General features: G+C 68.3%; 18 protein-coding genes. 8 read left to right on the forward strand and 10 right to left on the reverse strand.

From position 1 onward, the window contains the following. The first annotated feature begins 145 nt into the window (after positions 1-145). Genes LI337_RS16180 through LI337_RS16190 form a run of 3 tightly spaced genes read left to right on the forward strand, consistent with a single transcriptional unit; the run spans position 146 to position 3,301 of the window. Positions 146-1,321 carry a COG1361 family protein gene (locus LI337_RS16180; protein WP_227230948.1) on the forward strand — a complete coding sequence of 392 codons (1,176 nt, stop codon included), beginning with the start codon at positions 146-148 and terminating at the stop codon, positions 1,319-1,321. Beyond that, complete coding sequence (locus LI337_RS16185) at positions 1,308-2,159, forward strand: ABC transporter ATP-binding protein (RefSeq protein ID WP_380700354.1); 852 nt, start codon at positions 1,308-1,310, stop codon at positions 2,157-2,159. Before LI337_RS16180 ends, LI337_RS16185 begins: the two co-directional genes overlap by 14 nt. Further along, positions 2,156-3,301, forward strand: coding sequence for an ABC transporter permease (locus tag LI337_RS16190; protein ID WP_227230949.1), 1,146 nt, complete (start codon positions 2,156-2,158; stop codon positions 3,299-3,301). The genes LI337_RS16185 and LI337_RS16190 overlap by 4 nt, the downstream gene beginning before the upstream one ends. A 50-nt stretch (positions 3,302-3,351) precedes the next feature. Here LI337_RS16190 and LI337_RS16195 read toward each other — a convergent pair whose 3' ends face one another. The 8 genes from LI337_RS16195 to LI337_RS16230 all read right to left on the reverse strand — a co-directional run bounded on the left by LI337_RS16195 (position 3,352) and on the right by LI337_RS16230 (position 10,028). Then, positions 3,352-4,050 (reverse strand): DUF7521 family protein, encoded by a 699-nt coding sequence (locus LI337_RS16195; protein WP_227230950.1) that lies wholly within the window; start codon positions 4,048-4,050, stop codon positions 3,352-3,354. Then, a complete protein-coding gene (locus LI337_RS16200; RefSeq protein WP_227230951.1) occupies positions 4,047-4,448 on the reverse strand; it encodes an ArsR/SmtB family transcription factor in 402 nt (133 codons plus the stop codon). The genes LI337_RS16195 and LI337_RS16200 overlap by 4 nt, the downstream gene beginning before the upstream one ends. 45 nt (positions 4,449-4,493) lie before the next feature. Beyond that, positions 4,494-4,871: a hypothetical protein gene (locus LI337_RS16205; protein WP_227230952.1), complete on the reverse strand. Its 378-nt coding sequence runs from the start codon at positions 4,869-4,871 to the stop codon at positions 4,494-4,496. A gap of 396 nt (positions 4,872-5,267) precedes the next feature. Continuing rightward, positions 5,268-5,978, reverse strand: coding sequence for an ABC transporter ATP-binding protein (locus LI337_RS16210; protein WP_345777773.1), 711 nt, complete (start codon positions 5,976-5,978; stop codon positions 5,268-5,270). Beyond that, complete coding sequence (locus tag LI337_RS16215) at positions 5,975-6,736, reverse strand: ABC transporter ATP-binding protein (RefSeq protein WP_227230954.1); 762 nt, start codon at positions 6,734-6,736, stop codon at positions 5,975-5,977. Before LI337_RS16215 ends, LI337_RS16210 begins: the two co-directional genes overlap by 4 nt. Further along, positions 6,733-7,599, reverse strand: a complete 867-nt coding sequence (locus LI337_RS16220; protein WP_227230955.1) for a branched-chain amino acid ABC transporter permease — start codon at positions 7,597-7,599, stop codon at positions 6,733-6,735. The genes LI337_RS16215 and LI337_RS16220 overlap by 4 nt, the downstream gene beginning before the upstream one ends. Next, positions 7,599-8,570, reverse strand: a complete 972-nt coding sequence (locus LI337_RS16225; protein WP_227230956.1) for a branched-chain amino acid ABC transporter permease — start codon at positions 8,568-8,570, stop codon at positions 7,599-7,601. Before LI337_RS16225 ends, LI337_RS16220 begins: the two co-directional genes overlap by 1 nt. Before the next feature lie 120 nt (positions 8,571-8,690). Next, on the reverse strand, positions 8,691-10,028 hold the full coding sequence (locus LI337_RS16230; RefSeq protein ID WP_227230957.1) for an ABC transporter substrate-binding protein: 1,338 nt from the start codon (positions 10,026-10,028) through the stop codon (positions 8,691-8,693). Positions 10,029-10,447: 419 nt separating this feature from the next. Here LI337_RS16230 and LI337_RS16235 point away from each other — a divergent pair, with 419 nt between their 5' ends. The 4 genes from LI337_RS16235 (at position 10,448) to LI337_RS16250 (ending at position 13,749) form a co-directional block, all read left to right on the forward strand. Further along, a complete protein-coding gene (locus tag LI337_RS16235; protein WP_227230958.1) occupies positions 10,448-11,002 on the forward strand; it encodes an ArsR family transcriptional regulator in 555 nt (184 codons plus the stop codon). 146 nt (positions 11,003-11,148) lie between these two features. Next, positions 11,149-12,873 (forward strand): Nramp family divalent metal transporter, encoded by a 1,725-nt coding sequence (locus tag LI337_RS16240; protein WP_227230959.1) that lies wholly within the window; start codon positions 11,149-11,151, stop codon positions 12,871-12,873. A gap of 1 nt (position 12,874) precedes the next feature. After that, positions 12,875-13,276 carry a hypothetical protein gene (locus tag LI337_RS16245; protein WP_227230960.1) on the forward strand — a complete coding sequence of 134 codons (402 nt, stop codon included), beginning with the start codon at positions 12,875-12,877 and terminating at the stop codon, positions 13,274-13,276. Beyond that, entirely contained in the window at positions 13,273-13,749 is a 477-nt protein-coding gene (locus LI337_RS16250) for a hypothetical protein (protein WP_227230961.1), read from the forward strand. Before LI337_RS16245 ends, LI337_RS16250 begins: the two co-directional genes overlap by 4 nt. A 175-nt stretch (positions 13,750-13,924) precedes the next feature. On the opposite strand, the gene LI337_RS16255 is transcribed toward LI337_RS16250, so the two are convergent. Both LI337_RS16255 and LI337_RS16260 read right to left on the reverse strand, forming a co-directional pair. After that, complete coding sequence (locus LI337_RS16255; RefSeq protein WP_227230962.1) at positions 13,925-14,536, reverse strand: class I SAM-dependent methyltransferase; 612 nt, start codon at positions 14,534-14,536, stop codon at positions 13,925-13,927. 43 nt (positions 14,537-14,579) lie between these two features. Next, positions 14,580-15,560: a DUF4097 family beta strand repeat-containing protein gene (locus LI337_RS16260; protein WP_227230963.1), complete on the reverse strand. Its 981-nt coding sequence runs from the start codon at positions 15,558-15,560 to the stop codon at positions 14,580-14,582. A gap of 311 nt (positions 15,561-15,871) precedes the next feature. Here LI337_RS16260 and LI337_RS16265 point away from each other — a divergent pair, with 311 nt between their 5' ends. Beyond that, positions 15,872-16,414, forward strand: a complete 543-nt coding sequence (locus LI337_RS16265) for a hypothetical protein (protein WP_227230964.1) — start codon at positions 15,872-15,874, stop codon at positions 16,412-16,414. Positions 16,415-16,450: the final 36 nt, after the last annotated feature.

The raw sequence follows: 16,450 nt of genomic DNA on the forward strand, positions 1-16,450 counted from the left end.
CCCTCTACCCACCAGCACCGGCCCGGTCACACCGGCGTCCGGGCCCGGTCGCCCCTGCTGACTCGGCTCTCCATCCGACCGGCCACACCGACCCGAGGTCCCGACCCTCGGGGTCGGCGACCGCCACCGCCCGGAGGTGGTCCCGATGACGAGCAGAACCGCCGTCCTGGTCGCCGGACTCCTCGTCGTGTCGAGTCTCGGTGTCGCGCTCCCGGCGACGGGTGCCGACACCGTGGTCCTCGTCGAGACCGGCGTCTCCGACCGCCAGCCGACGACCGACGAGAACGTCACCGTCACGACGAACGTCTCGAACCTCGCGGGCGACGGGAACGACTACGTTCTCAAGAGCGTCCGCGTCTTCGACGGGACCGACGCCCGGGACCGCGACGAACTCGCCGGAGTCCAGCCCCGCGACCGGATCGAACCCGGCGAGTCGCGGACCGTCGACCTCTCGGTCGGCATCGACGAGGTCGGCGAACGCGACCTCCTGATCAAACTCAGCCTGCTCTCGACCGACGGCGACGTGCGCCGGATCGAACGCGTCGTCACGCTCGACGTGCGCGACCCGCACCCCGTCGTCGGGCTAGCGTTCGAGCCGACGGTCGCCGGGTCCGCGACGAACGCGACCGTGACCGTCGCGAACGGCCTCGACCAGCCGATCCGGAACGTCGAACTCCGCCTCTCGCCCGAGCGCACCAGCCTGACGAGTAGCGATCACGTCTTCGCCCGCGTCGAACCCGGCGCGGAGCGAGCGGTCTCGGTCGGTGTGCGCGGCGACACCAGTGGCACGGAGCGCGTCACCGCCCGCGTGGCGTACAGCTACAACGGAACCAGATACACCACCGAGCGCACGCTCTCGGGCACCTTCGTCGAACCCACGAACCCCGGGCGGATCGCACTGAACAACCTCCGCGTCGAGGAGACCGACGCCGGCCTCCGTGTCCGCGGCACCGCCAGCAACCCCGGCGGGAGCGACGTGACCGGCGTCACGGTCTCGGTCGCCTCGGGTGACGGCGTCGAACCGGCGGCCAACAACGCCGAGTTCTTCGTCGGCCGCGTCGCCGGCAGCGACTTCGGGACCTTCGAGGCGGTCGCAGCGCCGACCCGCAACGGGACCGTCACGATACCGGTCCGGGTCGAGTACCTCGTGGACGGCGTCCCCCGCGAGGCCGTCAGGACCGTCTCGTACACACCAGAGCAGGAACCGACGCCCGACCGCACCACGGCGAGCGGGCTGCCGCTCTCGCTCGTCGGCGGTGCGGCTGTCGTCGTCGGCCTGCTCGGGGTCGTCGGGTGGAGGGTCCGCCGTGGTCGAAACTGACGACGCCGAGGCGACCGGGACCGTCGCCGAGTCGCTCGGGACGAGTGGCCCCAGCGACCCACTCGGCGAGAGCGCCGACGCGCCGCTCGTCGTCGCCCGAGACGTCGTGAAGGAGTATCGGAGCGGCGACGAGACGCTCCGGGCGCTGAAGGGCGTCGACCTGGAGATCCGACCGGGCGAGTTCGTCGCGGTCGTCGGTCCCTCGGGCAGTGGCAAGTCGACGTTGCTGAACGTCCTCGGCCTGCTCGACGTCCCGACCTCGGGCAGGGTGGAACTCGACGGGACCGCCGTGGCCGACCTCTCCATCGCAGAGCGCACTCGCCTCCGGCGGGAGACGGTCGGCTTCGTCTTCCAGTCGTTCCACCTCGTGCCGACGCTGACCGCGACCGAGAACGTCATGCTCCCGCGACTCGCCGGGTCCGACACGTCGGGGGCGTTCGACCGTGCCGACGGTCTTTTGGAGAGCGTCGGCCTTGACGACCGGACCGACCACTACCCGGACCAACTCTCCGGCGGCCAGCGACAGCGCGTCGCGGTGGCTCGGTCGCTGGTGAACGACCCACGACTCCTGCTCGCGGACGAACCGACCGGCAACCTCGACCAGGCGACCGGTCGGCAGGTGTTAGACGAGTTCGCCGGTATCGCCGACGACGGGGTCGCCATCGTCGCCGTCACGCACGACGAGCAGGTGACGCGGTTCGCCGACCGGGTCGTCACGATCGTCGACGGTCGCATCGACGTAAACGCCGGAGACGACAGCGAACCGGACGCCGACGCGGACGATGAGACCGGTTCGGACGGGACTGCCTCGCACGAACCGGCGGGAGGCGTACCGTGAGCCGTCGGTTCTCGGCGCGCCTGCTCGAACGGTTCCCGCTGACGACGCTGGCGTGGCGGAACCTCACTCGGACGCGCGTCCGCACCAGTCTCGCCATCCTCGGCATCCTCGTCGGGGTGGTCGCCATCGCCTCGCTGGGCGTCACTGGCGTCGCGTTCCAGGAGTCGCAAGTGGACAGCTTCGATCGCATCGGGAGTACCGTCCTGATCGAACCCGGCGAGGACGCCGACAGCCAGCGACTCGACGCCGACGACCGGCGACTCGTCCAGAGCAACACCGACTACCCGACCTACACGTTCAAACAGACGACCGCGAACGTCAGCCACCTCCGGACCGACACGACCGCGCCACTCAAGTCGGTCAACCAGCCACGCGAGCAGACGACGGTCGCCGAGGGGTCGATCCCGGTCGGGTGGCGTGACGGCGTCGCCGTCGGCAGTGGTCTCGCCGAGGAACTCGGCGTCGGTGTCGGCGACGCGATGACGATAGAGGGGGAGACCCAGCGCGTGGTCGCCGTCTTCGCCGAGAACGAGGACCAGCGGGTCTTCTCGACCGACGAGGCCGTGGTCGTCCCGAGTGAGCGACACCCGAACGAACAGTACACCGGCATCTACCTCGAAGCCGGGAGCTTCGCGTCGGCCTTCGCCGAACGCGACCGCCTCGACAGCGCGCTCAACTACCAGGAAGAACGCTACGCCGTCCAGGACTTCGAGGACGCGGTGAGTCAGATCCTCCAACTGCTCGCCCAGATCAACGTCTTCCTCGTCGGCATCGGTGCCGTCTCGCTGTTCGTCGCCAGCGTCAGCATCGTGAACGTGATGCTGATGTCGACGATCGAGCGCCGGGGCGAGATCGGTGTCTTCCGGGCGGTGGGGTATCAGCGACTCGCCGTCCTGCGACTCCTGCTGACCGAGGCCCTCCTGATGGGTGTCGTCGGCGCGGTGCTGGGTGTCGTCCTCAGCCTCGCGGTCGGTGCGGCTGTCAACCAGGCACTGCTCGGCGATCCGACGGCGTTCAGCGACCGGAGCCTCCAGTATCTCGCCTTCGGGTTCTGTTTCGGGCTCGTGGCGAGTCTCCTCGCGGGACTCTACCCCGCGTGGCGTGCCGCGAGCGACCCACCGGTCGAGTCGCTCCGGGGCTGATCGCGTCGGGTCTCGTCTTCTCCCCCTCCTCTCTGGTACGACCCTGCCCGTCACCGACCGGAGAGTGTCACCAGTAGGAGCGCCTGCCCGACCGCGATGACCGTCACGGCCGCGAGTGCGACCGTCGCGTCGGCGCTGCCCGCGACGACCAGCGCGGTCGGCACCGGCCCGGCGACGACCGCGAGGATGCCCCCGGCGAGTGTCGCCATCCGTGGGTCGCCGCGGCGCCGGTACGCCCGAACCGCCTGTCCGGCGACGAAGACACCGCCACCGACGACACTCGCGGTGAGTGCCAGGGTCGGGACGCCGACCCCGCCGACGGTCGCCAGTCCCCACCCGACCAGCACGGCGGCGACGACCGCGATGCCGGCGACGACCGGATCCCCGGGCGACAGCGGAGCGGACCCGCCCTCACCGGCCGACCGCGGGGGACCCCGGCGTGGCCCGTACATCGCCGAGAGGATGGCGAGCAACCCGAGCGCCTGTGCCACCGCGACGACGGCGTACCGGGCGGTGTCCGGAACCAGTCCCACGTCCACGACCTGCATCGACAGCGGGACGACCGCGACGAGACAGATGCCGACGACCAGCGCCCGGAGCGCGGGGTCGGCGTTCCGGCGGTAGCCCCGGATGGCACGAACCGCGACGAGGAGTGCGAGACCGACTGCCAGTACGACGACGAGGGTGGCGAGCGTCTCGACGACGGGCGTGCCGGCGAGTGTGACAGTGAGTGCGTGTGGGTGGATCATCGGAGTCTCTCGAAGAGTCGTTCGAGGCGGTCGACCGCGTCGTCCGCCGGCGGTCTGCGGGCTATCTCGACGCGGAACCCGTCGGCCGACAGATCGACCGTCAGGCGGTCGAGTCGCGCGCGATACCGCTCGAAGTGGTGGCCGTCGGGGTCGAGTTCGGTGCTGGCCGAGAGCAGATCGGCGTCGGCGAGTCGGCGTAGTTGTCGGTAGACGGTCGTCCGCGACGCACCGCAGGCGGCCACGAGGTCGTCGGCCGACAGTGGCTCTCGAGCCGTCCTGGCGAGTATCTCGCGAGCACACGGGTTGGCGAGCAGGTCGGCGACCGAGCCGAGGTCGTCGGCACTGTCGCCGGTGTCGGCCTCGTCGGTCGCTCGCGTCCGGTGCTCGTCGTCAGCCATCGTCGATGTGTTGCCGTGTCGTCCGACCGACGTAACTGCTCGCGTTCACGACTCGCTGGCGACGGTCGGACTCGCCTCTCTCCCCCGGAGGTAGATCGCGAGCAAGACGACGCCGAGAAGTCCGCCCGAGAGCAGCGAGACGCCGACTGCGGCGGTCCAGAGGCCGGGACGGGGCCGTCCGCGCCGGGTCGCGTCCCGGTAGAGCCAGCGCGTGACGACCAGCGCGGCGAGGACGTATCCGACCGCGAACAGCAGGAGCCCGACGAGCAGGAGCGAATCCCCCGCCGTGACGAGTGGGACCGACTCCGGTACTCCGACGGACGGGACCGACTCCGGCACTGCGACGAACGGGCGGGATTCCGGCACTGCGAAGACTGGCTGGACCGCCGAACGGCTGGCGAGTCCGGGATCGGTGGTGTGCATACCCCACCTCGGTCGTCGGGAGTCGTAGGTGGGCTGGCGAATCACGCGCCGCGGAATCGACCACAACGGTGAAGTAGGAGGTCTCGACGGGCCGCCGTTCGACGAGTGTCGGGGGCCGACGCCCTCGGCGGATAAACCGCCGCGATGTGACGGCACAGCAGGTATCGGCGTATCGACAGTACGAGTAGACGGGGACGCTCGGATCGGTCGTCCGTCACGTCGGAACGACCGAACTCGGCGGGCACTCGGCCCGAGGCCCCACTGCACGCGACAAGGGATGGCAGACTGAGTTGCGACGCGCTCGCGTCGTGAGCAGACGCGAGCCGCGAACCTATCGGCGACTCGATTCGTTCTCTCGGTGTTCGACACCGCCCGGAGAGTGGGTTTTCACTCCGGTCAGGTGCCCAGGTACAGTTCCGCGACCTCCTCGGAGTCCAGCAGTTCCGCACCCGTGCCTTCGAGGCGGTCCTCGCCCATGTCGAGGACGATCCCGTGGTCGGACTCCTTGAGTGCTCGCCGGGCGTTCTGCTCGACCATCAGTACTGACGTGCCGTCGTCGTTGATCTCGGCGATCTTCTTGAACATCACGTCGACGAGTTGCGGCGCGAGGCCCGCGGAGGGTTCGTCGAGGATGAGCAGATCGGGGTCGACCATCAGCCCCGCCCCCATCGCCACCATCTGTTGTTGGCCGCCGGAGAGGTTCTGGACCGGCGTATCCTCGCGGTCGGCGAGTTCCGGGAACCGGTCGTACACCGCCTGGACGCGGGCCTCGAAGTCGTCCTCGGCCGTCAGCGACCAGCCGCCCATCTTCAGGTTCTCCCGGACGGTGAGGTTCGGGAAGACGTTCTCCGTCTGTGGGACGAAACAGATGCCGTGTTCGATGGCCTCGTCGGCGGCGATGCCGGTGATGTCCTCGTCCTCGAAGACCACCCGCCCCTCGCGGACCCGCAGGAGGCCGACGATTGTCTTGAGGAACGTCGACTTCCCGGCGCCGTTCGGCCCGATGATCGTCACCATCTCGCCGTCTTCCATCTGCAGGCTCGCGCCGTCGACGATGATCGCGTCGCCGTACCCCGAGACGAGGTCGCGTGCGTCGAGCAACATCAGACCTCACCTCCGAGATACGCTTCGAGGAGGTCGTCGTCGTTCTGTACCTCCTCGGGTGACCCGCTCGTCAGCACTCGCCCCTGGTGCATCCCGACCACCGTGTCGCTGATGTCCATGATCATGTCGATGTCGTGTTCGACGATCAGCACCGTCAGCCCGTTCCGCTTCATCTCCTCGATCATCTCGATGATCTCGTCTGAGAGACTCGGGTTGACGCCGGCCATCGGTTCGTCGAGCAGCAGGACGTCCGGGTCGGCCATCAGTGCCCGGCCGAGTTCCAGCAGTTTGCGCTGGCCACCCGAGAGGTTGCCCGCGTACTCGTCGCGCAGATCCCACAGTTCGAGTTGCTTGAGGATCTCCTCCGACCGGTCGGCGATCTCCGCCTCGCGGTCGCTCGCGGTGCCCGCGAGCGCCTGCACGACGTTCTCGCCGTCGTGGTCCTGCCCGCCGAGGCGGACGTTCTGCCGGACGGTCATGCCAGTCAGTTCACGCGAGATCTGGAAGGTCCGGATCATACCCCGGGTCGCCCGCGCCTCGGGCGGGAGGTCGGTCACGTCCTCGCCGTCGAGTTCGACCGTCCCGCCGTCGGCGTCGTAGAAGCCCGTGACGAGGTTGAACGTCGTCGACTTGCCCGCTCCGTTCGGGCCGATGAGTCCGACCACGGTGCCGCGTTCGACCTCGAAGGAGGCATCGTCGACCGCGACCAGGCCCCCGAAGGACTTGTACAGGTCCTCGACGCGCAGGATAGGGTCGCTCATCGGGTCGCCTCCCCGAACAGGCCGTCGGGCCGGGTCAGGAGACCGACCACGAGCACGACCAGTCCGACCAGTGGCTTGTACTCCGCCGGGATGACGACGACGCTCAACTCCTGGAGGAGGCCGATGACGTAGCCGCCGACGACCGCGCCGACGGGGTCGCCGATCCCCCCGAGGATGACCGCCGCGAAGATGGGGATCAGCGCGAGAAAGCCCATCGTCGGCCGGAGTTGGCCGTCGAGGCCGAGCATCACACCGGCGATGCCGGCGACGACGCCCCCGACCAGCCAGACGTACAACACGAGTCGCTCGGTGTCGACGCCACGGATGCGCGCGAGGTCGGCGTCGTCCGACGCGGCCCGCATGGCGATGCCGATGTCGGTCCGCTGGAGGAGGACGAACACGCCTCCGAGAACGAGCAACGAGAGGCCGACGATGGCGACCTGATCGCCGAGGATCTGGACGCCGAAGTAGGTGGGTGCCTCCTCGATGGGGACGTCGAACCGCTTGCTCCCCGACCCCCAGACGATCCGGATCAGGTTCCGCAGGATAAAGGAGAGACCGATGGAGACGACCAGCAGCACGATCGCAGAGCGGTCGCGGAAGTGCTGGAAGACGGCCTTGTCGAGCGTCACGGCGAGGGGACCGACCGCCAGCACCGCCAGTGCACCCGACACCGCGACGGGGAGGCCGAGTTGGTCGTTCAGCCCGAAGGCGACGAACGCACCCAGTGCCATGTACTCGCCGTACGCGATGTTGATGAAGTCGAGGATGCCGAAGATGAGCGTCAGCCCCAGCGCACCAAGCGCGATGAGACTGCCCGACACCAGCCCGAACCAGACGAACTGGAGGTCGAAGGCCGCCATCACTCACCCTCCATCGACTGGCCCGCGGCCATGCGTTCTCGATCCCCGAACAGCCCCTGCGGGCGGTAGTAGAGGACGACGATCAGTGCCGCGCCGATCACGATGAGTCGAACGAAGGGAATCTCGCTGCTGAGGGGGATGTTCGACGGTAGGAACCGCGTCACCTGCCGGATCCCGACGAGGAAGACCGTCCCCGCGATGGCACCGACGTAACTGCCCGCTCCGCCGATGATAACCGCGGCCCAGACGCTGAACGTCAGCGACGGCAGGAACATCGTCGGGTTGATGGCGAAGAAGAAGTGCGCCCACAGCGCACCCGCCAGCCCCGCGATGCCCGCGCCGAGGCCGAACGACTTCAGCTTGAACATCGGCGTCCGCTTGCCGAGTGCCCGGGGGACGTCCTCGTCCTCCCGGATCGCGTGGAGGACGCGCCCGAAGGGGCTCGTCGAGAGTCGCCGGAAGAGCAGGAACGTCGCTCCCAGGATGGCGAGTGTCAAGCCGAGATAGAACAGGTCGTAGCCGACGACGACGCCGCCCGCCTCGAGGGGGAACGCCCCCGACGCCGGTCGGGGGATACCATTGATACCCTGTGCGCCGCTGGTGAGCCACGACTCGTTCGTGATGACGAGCCGGATCATCTCGGCGCCCGACAGCGTGACCATGGCGAGGTAGTCGCCCTCCAGTCTGACGCTCGTGAGCGCGATGACGACGCCCACCGCGCCGGCGAGCACCGTGGCGGCGACGACACCGACGACGACCGGCAGGTCGAACCCGACGGCTCGTTCGGCCAACAAGCCGGAGCCGGCGGGGGTCGTCAGGATGGTCGTCGTGTACGCGCCGACGGCGAAGAAGCCGGCGTGCGCGAAGTTCAGCAGGCCCGTGTCGCCCCAGTGGATGTTCAGCCCGATGGCCAGCAGGGCGTAGATGGCGGCGATGATGCCGACCGTGACCAGGAGCGTCGCGTACGCCACTACGACCCCCTCCTGAGCGCGGCTGGTCGAGCGTCGGTACGTCGTCGTATCGTGGTGTGTGCGCACATGATATGGATAGCGAGCGGAGGCGGCCGACCGCAGACGCGGCCGGAGACGCGATCAGTTCTGACTCAACTGCTCGGCGGAGTAGGTCGTCACCTCGGACCACTCGCCGCCCGTCGCCTGCAGCACGGAGAACGGCCCGAGTGGGTCGCCGGTGTCGTCGAAGTTCTGCGGGTTCGACGCGCCGACGTAGTCGATCTCCTCGCCGGCGTTCAGCGCCTCCTTCCCCTCGGCGAACGTCGACACCTTCGTCCCCGGCGGCTTCCCGAGGTCACCGAGGTGGTTCGGGACCGCCTCGCGGTTCGCCTCGCCCTCCTTGACGAACGCCAGGCCGATGAGGTTCATCGCGTCGTACGCCGCGGCGGCGAACGCGCCGGGTGCCTTGCCGTGGATCGACTCGTGCTGTTCGGCGAACTGGTCGTAGGCGGGGCCCGGTGCGGGTGCCTGGCCGACCATCCCCTCCATCACGTCCGCGCCCATCTCCTCGATGAAGTCGGGCGTCAGCACGTCGTTGCCGAGCAGGAGTTCGAAGTCCTCGTCGGCCCCGGCCTCGACGTAGTTCTTGATGAACAGCCCCGTCACCTCGGTCGCCGCCGTCATCGAGACGACCTCCGCGTCGGAGTCCTGGAGCTTCTGGACCTCGCTGCGGTAGGAACTCGCCGTGGGGTCCAGGGCCACTTCGGTGGCGATCTCGCCGCCGAGGAAGCTGAAGTGCTCCCCGGACGCCTTCGAGAACGACTGTGAGCCCTTGTCGTTCTTGTAGGCCAGTGCCATCGTCCGGTGTTCCAGTTCCTCGTAGGCGTACTTCGCCTGTGCTCGCGCGCCGATGCTGTCGGAGGGGACCGTCCGCCAGATGTACTCCCCACCGATGTCGTCGAGTTGGATCGTCCCCGTCATCGGGGAGACGAACGAGAGACCGGCGTTCTTCGCCGGTTCGACGAGGCTCGGCGTCACCGTACTCGACGGCCCGACCATCGTCATCACGCCCTGACTGTCGAGCGTCTTGAACCCGGAGATGGCCGGCTGTGGCTTCGTCTCGCTGTCCTGTTCGATGATCTCGACGGTCTTGCCGTCGATCGTCGCCTCGTTCACGCCACCCTCGCCCTCGAGCGCCGTCTCGACTGCGCGTCGGGAGTTCGGACCGATCCACCCCAGCCCGCCGCTGAACGGGGAGAGGTTGCCGACCGGGATGGTGTTCGAGCCACTGCCACCGGAGTCGCCCCCGCTGTCGGTGTCACTGGAGTCCCCGCCGCCGTCGCCGCCGCTGGCTTCGGTGTCCGTGCCACCGCCGCCGGTACAGCCTGCGAAGCCCACGAGTGCGGCCGTGCCAGCCGTCGTGAGGTAGGTCCGTCGATCGATGCCTGCTTGCCAACCACTGCCAGCCTTGTCTGGCATGAAAATATGGCTACACTGGCACCACTTATATCTTGGGTGTACTATCGTGATGATAGTGCTCGTCCCATACTCGACGAGGAGTGGTTCGACTCGTCTCCCATCGATACTTTCTAACTAGGCCGAATTCACCCGTTCTCTTCGCTCATCCCCAGTAGCACGGTACACTCGACTGAACGAGTTTCTGTGTCGTTCGGGTACTCTCTTACAGTCGTGTGCACACCACGGATGCAGTTGTGTGAACGTGTATCGGTCACGCGGGAACGGTCGACACCTGCACACGACTGAACCGACGTGGCACACACGACTGCACCGAACGTGAGCGCGTCGTCGACGCGCAACTGGCCAGCGCGGGGGGTCTCACGGGTCGTCGACAGGCTCCACGACAACGCTTATCCATCGTGTGTCACTACTGTCGACGTATGAGTCCTCGACGCGAGCGAGACGACGACGCCGCGAACGCCGGGAAGGTCCCGGTTCGCGCGGTGCTCGCGGTGTTCGAGGAGCGGTCGGATCGTGCGCGGCCGTTGACGGCGACCGACATCATGGACGCGGTCGGCTGTTCGCGGCGCACTGCGCACAACAAGTTGAACGAGTTGGTAGAGGAGGGGCGACTGGAGACCCGGAAGGTCGGCTCCCGAAGTCGTGTCTGGTGGGTCCCGATGGTGTCCGACGAGCCACCGGCGACCGACGAACCGGACCCGCTCGCGTCGCTCCCCATCGACGACGTGGACCTCCCAGGGACGGGCAAGACGCTCCGTGCCCGAGAGGAGGCGCTTCTCGCGGCCTACGAGTACATCCAGGAGTATCCGGAGGCGAAGAAGTCTGACTTCCTCCAGGACGTGTTCCCGGAACACCCCGCGGAGTACGAGACGGCAGAGGGCTGGTGGAACGCCCTCCAGCCGGCCCTCGCGGAACTCCCGGGTGTGGACCCCCCGAAAGAACGGGGGCACGTCTGGCACTTCCTCGGCGGCTGACGGCGACCTGCGAGTCTCCGACCTCCGTGCCGACGCTGGTGCCGTCGGCCGATCCTGCGGTGGGAAATGACGAAACGTTATAATACGGTGTGCCGTGAGAGCCACTACGTGGTTACCAGTGACACGGCCCCGAGGTGACTGAGGGGATGAGCGACGGCACCCGCGACGGCGAGGTGTACACGAGCGCCGAGGAGGGCCGCGAGTACCGAGGCAGTTCCTACATGCCGACGGCCTACGACAACCTCGACCTCGCTCCCGACAGCACCGCCTTCCCCGACAACGGTGACGACGGTCGGTATCGGATGCTCGACCTCCCCCGGGTCCCGAAGCTCTCGCACGTGGTCGGGCCGTCGGCGATCATGCTCGGCGCGTCGCTCGGGAGCGGCGAGACGTTGTTCTGGCCGGTGCTCATCGCCCAGCACGGTTGGGCGCTCTACTGGGCGTTCTTCGTCGGGGTGTTCACGCAGTTCTTCCTCAACACCGAGATCCAGCGGTGGACGCTGGCGACCGGCGAGTCCGTCTTCCGCGCGTTCGAGCGACTCCACCGCTTCTGGCCGCTCTGCTTTCTCGTCCTCGGCTTCGTCAGTCTCGGCTGGCCGGGGTGGGCCGCCAGCGCCGCGAAGGTGGGCGCGACCGGCCTCGGCTTCGAGACGCTGGCCGTCAGCTATCCGCTCGGCGACCTCGTCGCCTGGAAGCTGTTCGGCATCTTCATCATGGTCCTCATCTGGCTCTCCTACCAGGTGACCCCGCTGATGTACAACGTCGTCGAGCGGACCCAGATCGTCCTCGTCTCGATGTCCTCGCTGTTCGCGGTCGCGCTGTTCGTCGCCCTCGGGTCGGTCAACGAACTGGCGAAGGTCCCCGGCGGCATCGCCAGCGTCGGCACCCTCCCGCCGGGCAGCGACATCGCCGTCTTCCTCGGCGGCCTGGCGTACGCCGGGGCCGGCGGCTACCTCAACCTCTCACAGAGCCTCTGGGTCCGCGAGAAGGGGTACGCGATGGGGCGCTACCAGGGGCGGGTGAAGAACCCGGTCGTCGGCGACGACCCCGAACCCGTCCAGCGCGACGGCTTCACCTTCCTACCGACGGTGACGAATCTCCGCCGGTGGCGCGGGTGGTGGCGACTCGCACAGCTCGAACACCTCTTGACGTTCGTCGTCGGGTTGCTGGTCGTGGCGACGATGATGATGGCCGTCGCCGCCGAGTACGCACTCGGCACCGCCGACGACGGCGTGACGATGTGGGCGGAGGGGGTCGTCCCGCAGGTGAGCCCGCTCGGTGGTGGACTCATCTTCGCGACGCTCTTTTTGGCACTGCTGACGACCGAGTACGCCATCGTCGAATCGTTCGTCAGGAACAGTGCGGACGTCATCTACGAACTCCACGGCAGGCAGGCCGGGTGGAGCCTCCCCCGCATCTTCTGGGGGCTGTTGACCGTCTTCATCCTCTGGGGGATCGTCATCCTGTCGCTGCCCATCCCCATCGAGCAGCCGTTCGGCCTGCTCGTCATCGCCGCGGCGATGTCGGGGGTGATGATGTGGCCGTACAGCGCCCTCCTGCTCGTGGTCAACACGACGCGCCTGCCGGAACACACCCAGCCGGGGTGGGTGCGGGTCGCCACGCTGTGGTGGGCCAGCGGCTTCTTCGGCTACTTCAGCGTCCTCCTGATCGGGTCGGTGCTCGCCGGGCAACTCGGCCTGTCGACGTTCGCCACCACCGCGAGCGTCGTGGGGAGCGGCCCCGGCGGCTACCTCCTCTTCGTGGTGTATGGAGTCGTCCAGACGCTGGTCGTCGTCACCTCGATCCGGGGGAAACGCCGGACTCGGGGGACGGTCGACGCCGTCGAGGAGGCGTCGGGGCCGCTCCACTGAGATGCGTGGCCTCTTCGCGGTGCTCGTCGACCGTCGACTGTGGATCTACGGTGGGGGACTCGCCGCCGTCCTCCTCGTGCGCTCGACGCTCGCCGCCTCGACACTCCGGTCGGTCGTCGTCGCGGGCGTCCTCTCGGCGATGGTCGTGACCTACGCCGGGGAGGTGTGGCTCGACGCCGACGCCGCGTCGGTCGGCCGGGTCGCCGTCGCCGTCGGCGTCGTGGGCGTCGCAGTCGGCGTCTTTCTCACCATCGGCGGTGACCTGCGGGGCCTGCTGTTTCTCGCCGGTGGCCTGCTGTTTCTCAACCGCGGGCTGGGCGGGAGGAGAGTCGACGGAGAGACCGCCGACGAGTCGTCGCCCGACGACTCCACGTCTCACACTCCGGGCGGTGACCGCCCGTGACCGCGGTCCACGTCCACGTGCACTTCACGATGACCGGCGCGTTCCCGCTCCGAATGGCCGACCTGCTGTTCACCGACGACGCACTCGTTGTCCCCGAGTACGGGCATCTGACCCCGCTGTTCGGCATCGCCCGCGGGCGGACCCACGACGTGGCAGAGCGGGCCGTCGACCGTTACCGGGCCGACGGGGTCGAGGGACTGGTCGCCGAGGCCGACCGCACCCACCGAATCCCGTACGCCGACCTCCGGCGCGTGCGACTCTACGACGGGCGGGCCGTCGCCCGACCGAAGGTCGCCGTCGACACCGCGACCGGACCGCCGTACGCGTACCGCATCCACGCACCGGTCGAGATGGCTGCGCTGACGAACGCCCTCCGGAGCCTCGGCGAGCGTCGTGGATTCGCGGTCGACCGGTCGGCGGGCGTCGGCTTCGACCCGGCGGCGAGCGTCCGGCGGTTCCTCGCCGACCGGTGAGGGTCGACCGGAGGTGGAGTTTTGCTGTTCGCCCCCTCCGGGGCCGGTGATGGCGCGAAACACGGTCTCCGTCGACGACGGCCACGTCTACGAGTTCACCCCCGCCCTCGAACCGGTGTCCACCGCGGCCGACGGTTGAGGGGATCGCCCCCCTCGTCTCGGCTCGACGCGGTGCTCACGGATCGACGGCGGGGGCGGCCTGGCGACTCCCGTGTGCGTTCCGGGCGACGACCTGTGCGTGCTGTGCCTGGCGCCCGTCGCCGCGGCTCTCGGTCGTCTCGCTGTAGTGCAGGACCGTCAGGTCCAGACAGGCGTGGAGCAGTTCGTTCGCGGCGAACCGGTAGCGGTCGGTGCTCGGCCCGACCTCGTAGGCCGCCGCCTCGGGCGACCGCATGTGGTGCTGGACGAACAGCACGCCCCCCGGCCTGAGCGCCGCCTTGATGTCGGGCAGGCGGTCCATCGGTCGGTAGAAACTGATCGTCACCACGTCGTAGGCCGACTCGGGGAACTCGTAGCTCGCCACGTCGCCCTGAATCCACTGCGTCTGCTCCTCGATTCCACGGTCCTCGGCGGTCTCGCGGGCGATCCGCAACCCTTCACGCGACTGGTCCAGGCCGTCGACCTCGTAGCCGTGTTCGGCGAGAAACAGCGCGTTCCGGCCCGTTCCGGTCGCCACGTCCAGCGCGCGGCCCTCTGGAAACGTCTCGACGTACCGCCGGAGGACCGGTGACGGTTCGGGGTCGCTCGGATACGATCCGGACGCGAAGCGTTCGTCCCAGGTGGTCATGTGCGGGTGTTTTCGGAGCAGGCTGAAAACAGGGTGTGGTGTCTCAGGCCCGCCGGATCGCCCGCAGGGAGACCGACCCGAGGTCGCTGACGACGCGGAGTCGACGACCACCGGCGTTCAGTCGGCCGGAGAGTCGGCCGACGCCGGATCGGCGGTCGAACAACTGGAGGTCGGAGTCGACTGCCGAACCGGCGGCGTCGAGATCGAGATCGAGGTCGTCGGCGACCCCGAGGACGATCTCCCCGAGGTTCGTCCCGATGTCGACGTTCCCGCGCACCCCGAGCAGATCGAGTTTCAGCCGACCGAGATCGGTCGACGCCTCGTCGATACCGACCACGTCGTTCACTTCGACGTCACCCGCCTCGGTGCGGAGTGTGAGGAACCCCTGGACTCCGGAGGCGCGGATCGCTCCGAGCTCGCTCGCGAGTCGGGCGTCACCGCGGGTCCCCCGCAGGTCGATGTCACCGAGCATCGTCTCGACGGCCGAGACGGTCGGGGCTTCGCTCCCCGACGGAACGGTGATCGTCACGTCCACGGTCGGCATCGACCGACCGGTCCAGTCACGGTCTGCGAGGGCGGTCGAGACCGCGAGCAGCCCATCCGCCGAGAGATCGACGCTGGCCGAGATGGCGTCCAGCCCGCGCTGGCCGTCACGAGAGCGTTTGACGAGTTTCACGTCGACGGTCTCTGTTTCGACGCCGTGAATCTCGACGCGGCCCACACTGTTGCTGACGCGAACGTCGCGGACTGTGCCGGCCGGGATCGACCTGCCGGTCGATTCGGTGACGGTGTCGGCGTCGAGGCCGAATTGCACAGTCCGACCGAGACAACCCGCGAGGGCAGTCAGTGCGACGGCACCGCCGGCCGCGAGGAAGGCCCTCCGGCCTGTCGTGTGGTTGTCGGCGGTCGTGTGGTTGTCGGCGGTCGTGTGGTTGTCGGCGGTCGTGTGGTTGTCGGCGGTCGTGTGGTTGTCGGCGGTCGTGCGGTTGTCGGCGGTCTGCTGTCGATCGGTGGCGTTGGTCATCAGCAGTCGGGAGGTCGGACGGGGAGATAACTGATCGCAGAACTGAATTTCTGTGTGTCAGACAGTGGCTGGCTGGATTTCGGCGGTCGGAACTCGGGGGCTGTCTCCCGTCCCTCTCCCGCAGCACTCGATTCTCAGAATTCACACGCCATGGCCTTCGAAACGACGGTTCTGTCGGGTTTCGTGCCATACGTGGTTACGCCCGTTCGAGTCGTATCCGGGGGTCGCTGAACCATTCCAGCGGTACGACTCGGGTACCTCACTGGGACCCGAGCGTAACTGCACTACGAGTGACAGCAGTGGAGAGTCTCATGGCGACAGCACGAAGGGAGAAGGGTGGACAGTTCGACGTGATATCCGGTGCGATGGAGGAGCGCCTCCGGGAGCACCCCGACCTGCAACAGCAGTTGATCGAGAACATCGAGGCGAACCTCCGGCGAATCGACCCGGTAGCGACCGCTGAGAGCCTCGACCTCCCGGGTACCGACCTCGACCCCACCGACTTCCAGTACGAAGTGTCCGGGGCCGTCGGCGCGCAACTGTTCGGCGAACCGTCGGCGGCCGGCGAGAACCAACTCATCACCGCGAGAGCCTACTGGTGGGGCTACCAGTTCAGAATCCCCGAAGCGGCGATGCAGGACTTCAACGAGGCCGGCAACGTCGTCGCGGCGTTCATGACCCTCGGCGGGTCGGCCATCGCGGCCTCCGGCGGGACACTCGCCCCGGTCTTGGCAGTCACCGCAGCCTACGTCGCTGCAGAACTCGCGCTGATGAACGTCGTCGACGGGGGGAAGGGTGTCTACCTCACCGCCTCGTGGGCCTCGCCCGCACTGATCGTCCCGACCGCGATCTGACCGCGAATCTCGGCCCCGTCCCGGCTGCCGACACCT

The sequence above is a fragment of the Salinirubrum litoreum genome (assembly GCF_020567425.1).
Taxonomy (GTDB): domain Archaea; phylum Halobacteriota; class Halobacteria; order Halobacteriales; family Haloferacaceae; genus Salinirubrum; species Salinirubrum litoreum.

Bases quoted from the DNA above. Each gene is read 5' to 3' on its own strand.
- LI337_RS16180 (WP_227230948.1), top strand. From the start codon at position 146: ATGACGAGCAGAACCGCCGTCCTGGTCGCCGGACTCCTCGTCGTGTCG.
- LI337_RS16195 (WP_227230950.1), bottom strand. From the start codon at position 4,050: ATGATCCACCCACACGCACTCACTGTCACACTCGCCGGCACGCCCGTC.
- LI337_RS16200 (WP_227230951.1), bottom strand. From the start codon at position 4,448: ATGGCTGACGACGAGCACCGGACGCGAGCGACCGACGAGGCCGACACC.
- LI337_RS16205 (WP_227230952.1), bottom strand. From the start codon at position 4,871: ATGCACACCACCGATCCCGGACTCGCCAGCCGTTCGGCGGTCCAGCCA.
- LI337_RS16215 (WP_227230954.1), bottom strand. From the start codon at position 6,736: ATGAGCGACCCTATCCTGCGCGTCGAGGACCTGTACAAGTCCTTCGGG.
- LI337_RS16220 (WP_227230955.1), bottom strand. From the start codon at position 7,599: ATGGCGGCCTTCGACCTCCAGTTCGTCTGGTTCGGGCTGGTGTCGGGC.
- LI337_RS16230 (WP_227230957.1), bottom strand. From the start codon at position 10,028: ATGCCAGACAAGGCTGGCAGTGGTTGGCAAGCAGGCATCGATCGACGG.
- LI337_RS16235 (WP_227230958.1), top strand. From the start codon at position 10,448: ATGAGTCCTCGACGCGAGCGAGACGACGACGCCGCGAACGCCGGGAAG.
- LI337_RS16240 (WP_227230959.1), top strand. From the start codon at position 11,149: ATGAGCGACGGCACCCGCGACGGCGAGGTGTACACGAGCGCCGAGGAG.
- LI337_RS16245 (WP_227230960.1), top strand. From the start codon at position 12,875: ATGCGTGGCCTCTTCGCGGTGCTCGTCGACCGTCGACTGTGGATCTAC.
- LI337_RS16255 (WP_227230962.1), bottom strand. From the start codon at position 14,536: ATGACCACCTGGGACGAACGCTTCGCGTCCGGATCGTATCCGAGCGAC.
- LI337_RS16260 (WP_227230963.1), bottom strand. From the start codon at position 15,560: ATGACCAACGCCACCGATCGACAGCAGACCGCCGACAACCGCACGACC.
- LI337_RS16265 (WP_227230964.1), top strand. From the start codon at position 15,872: ATGGCGACAGCACGAAGGGAGAAGGGTGGACAGTTCGACGTGATATCC.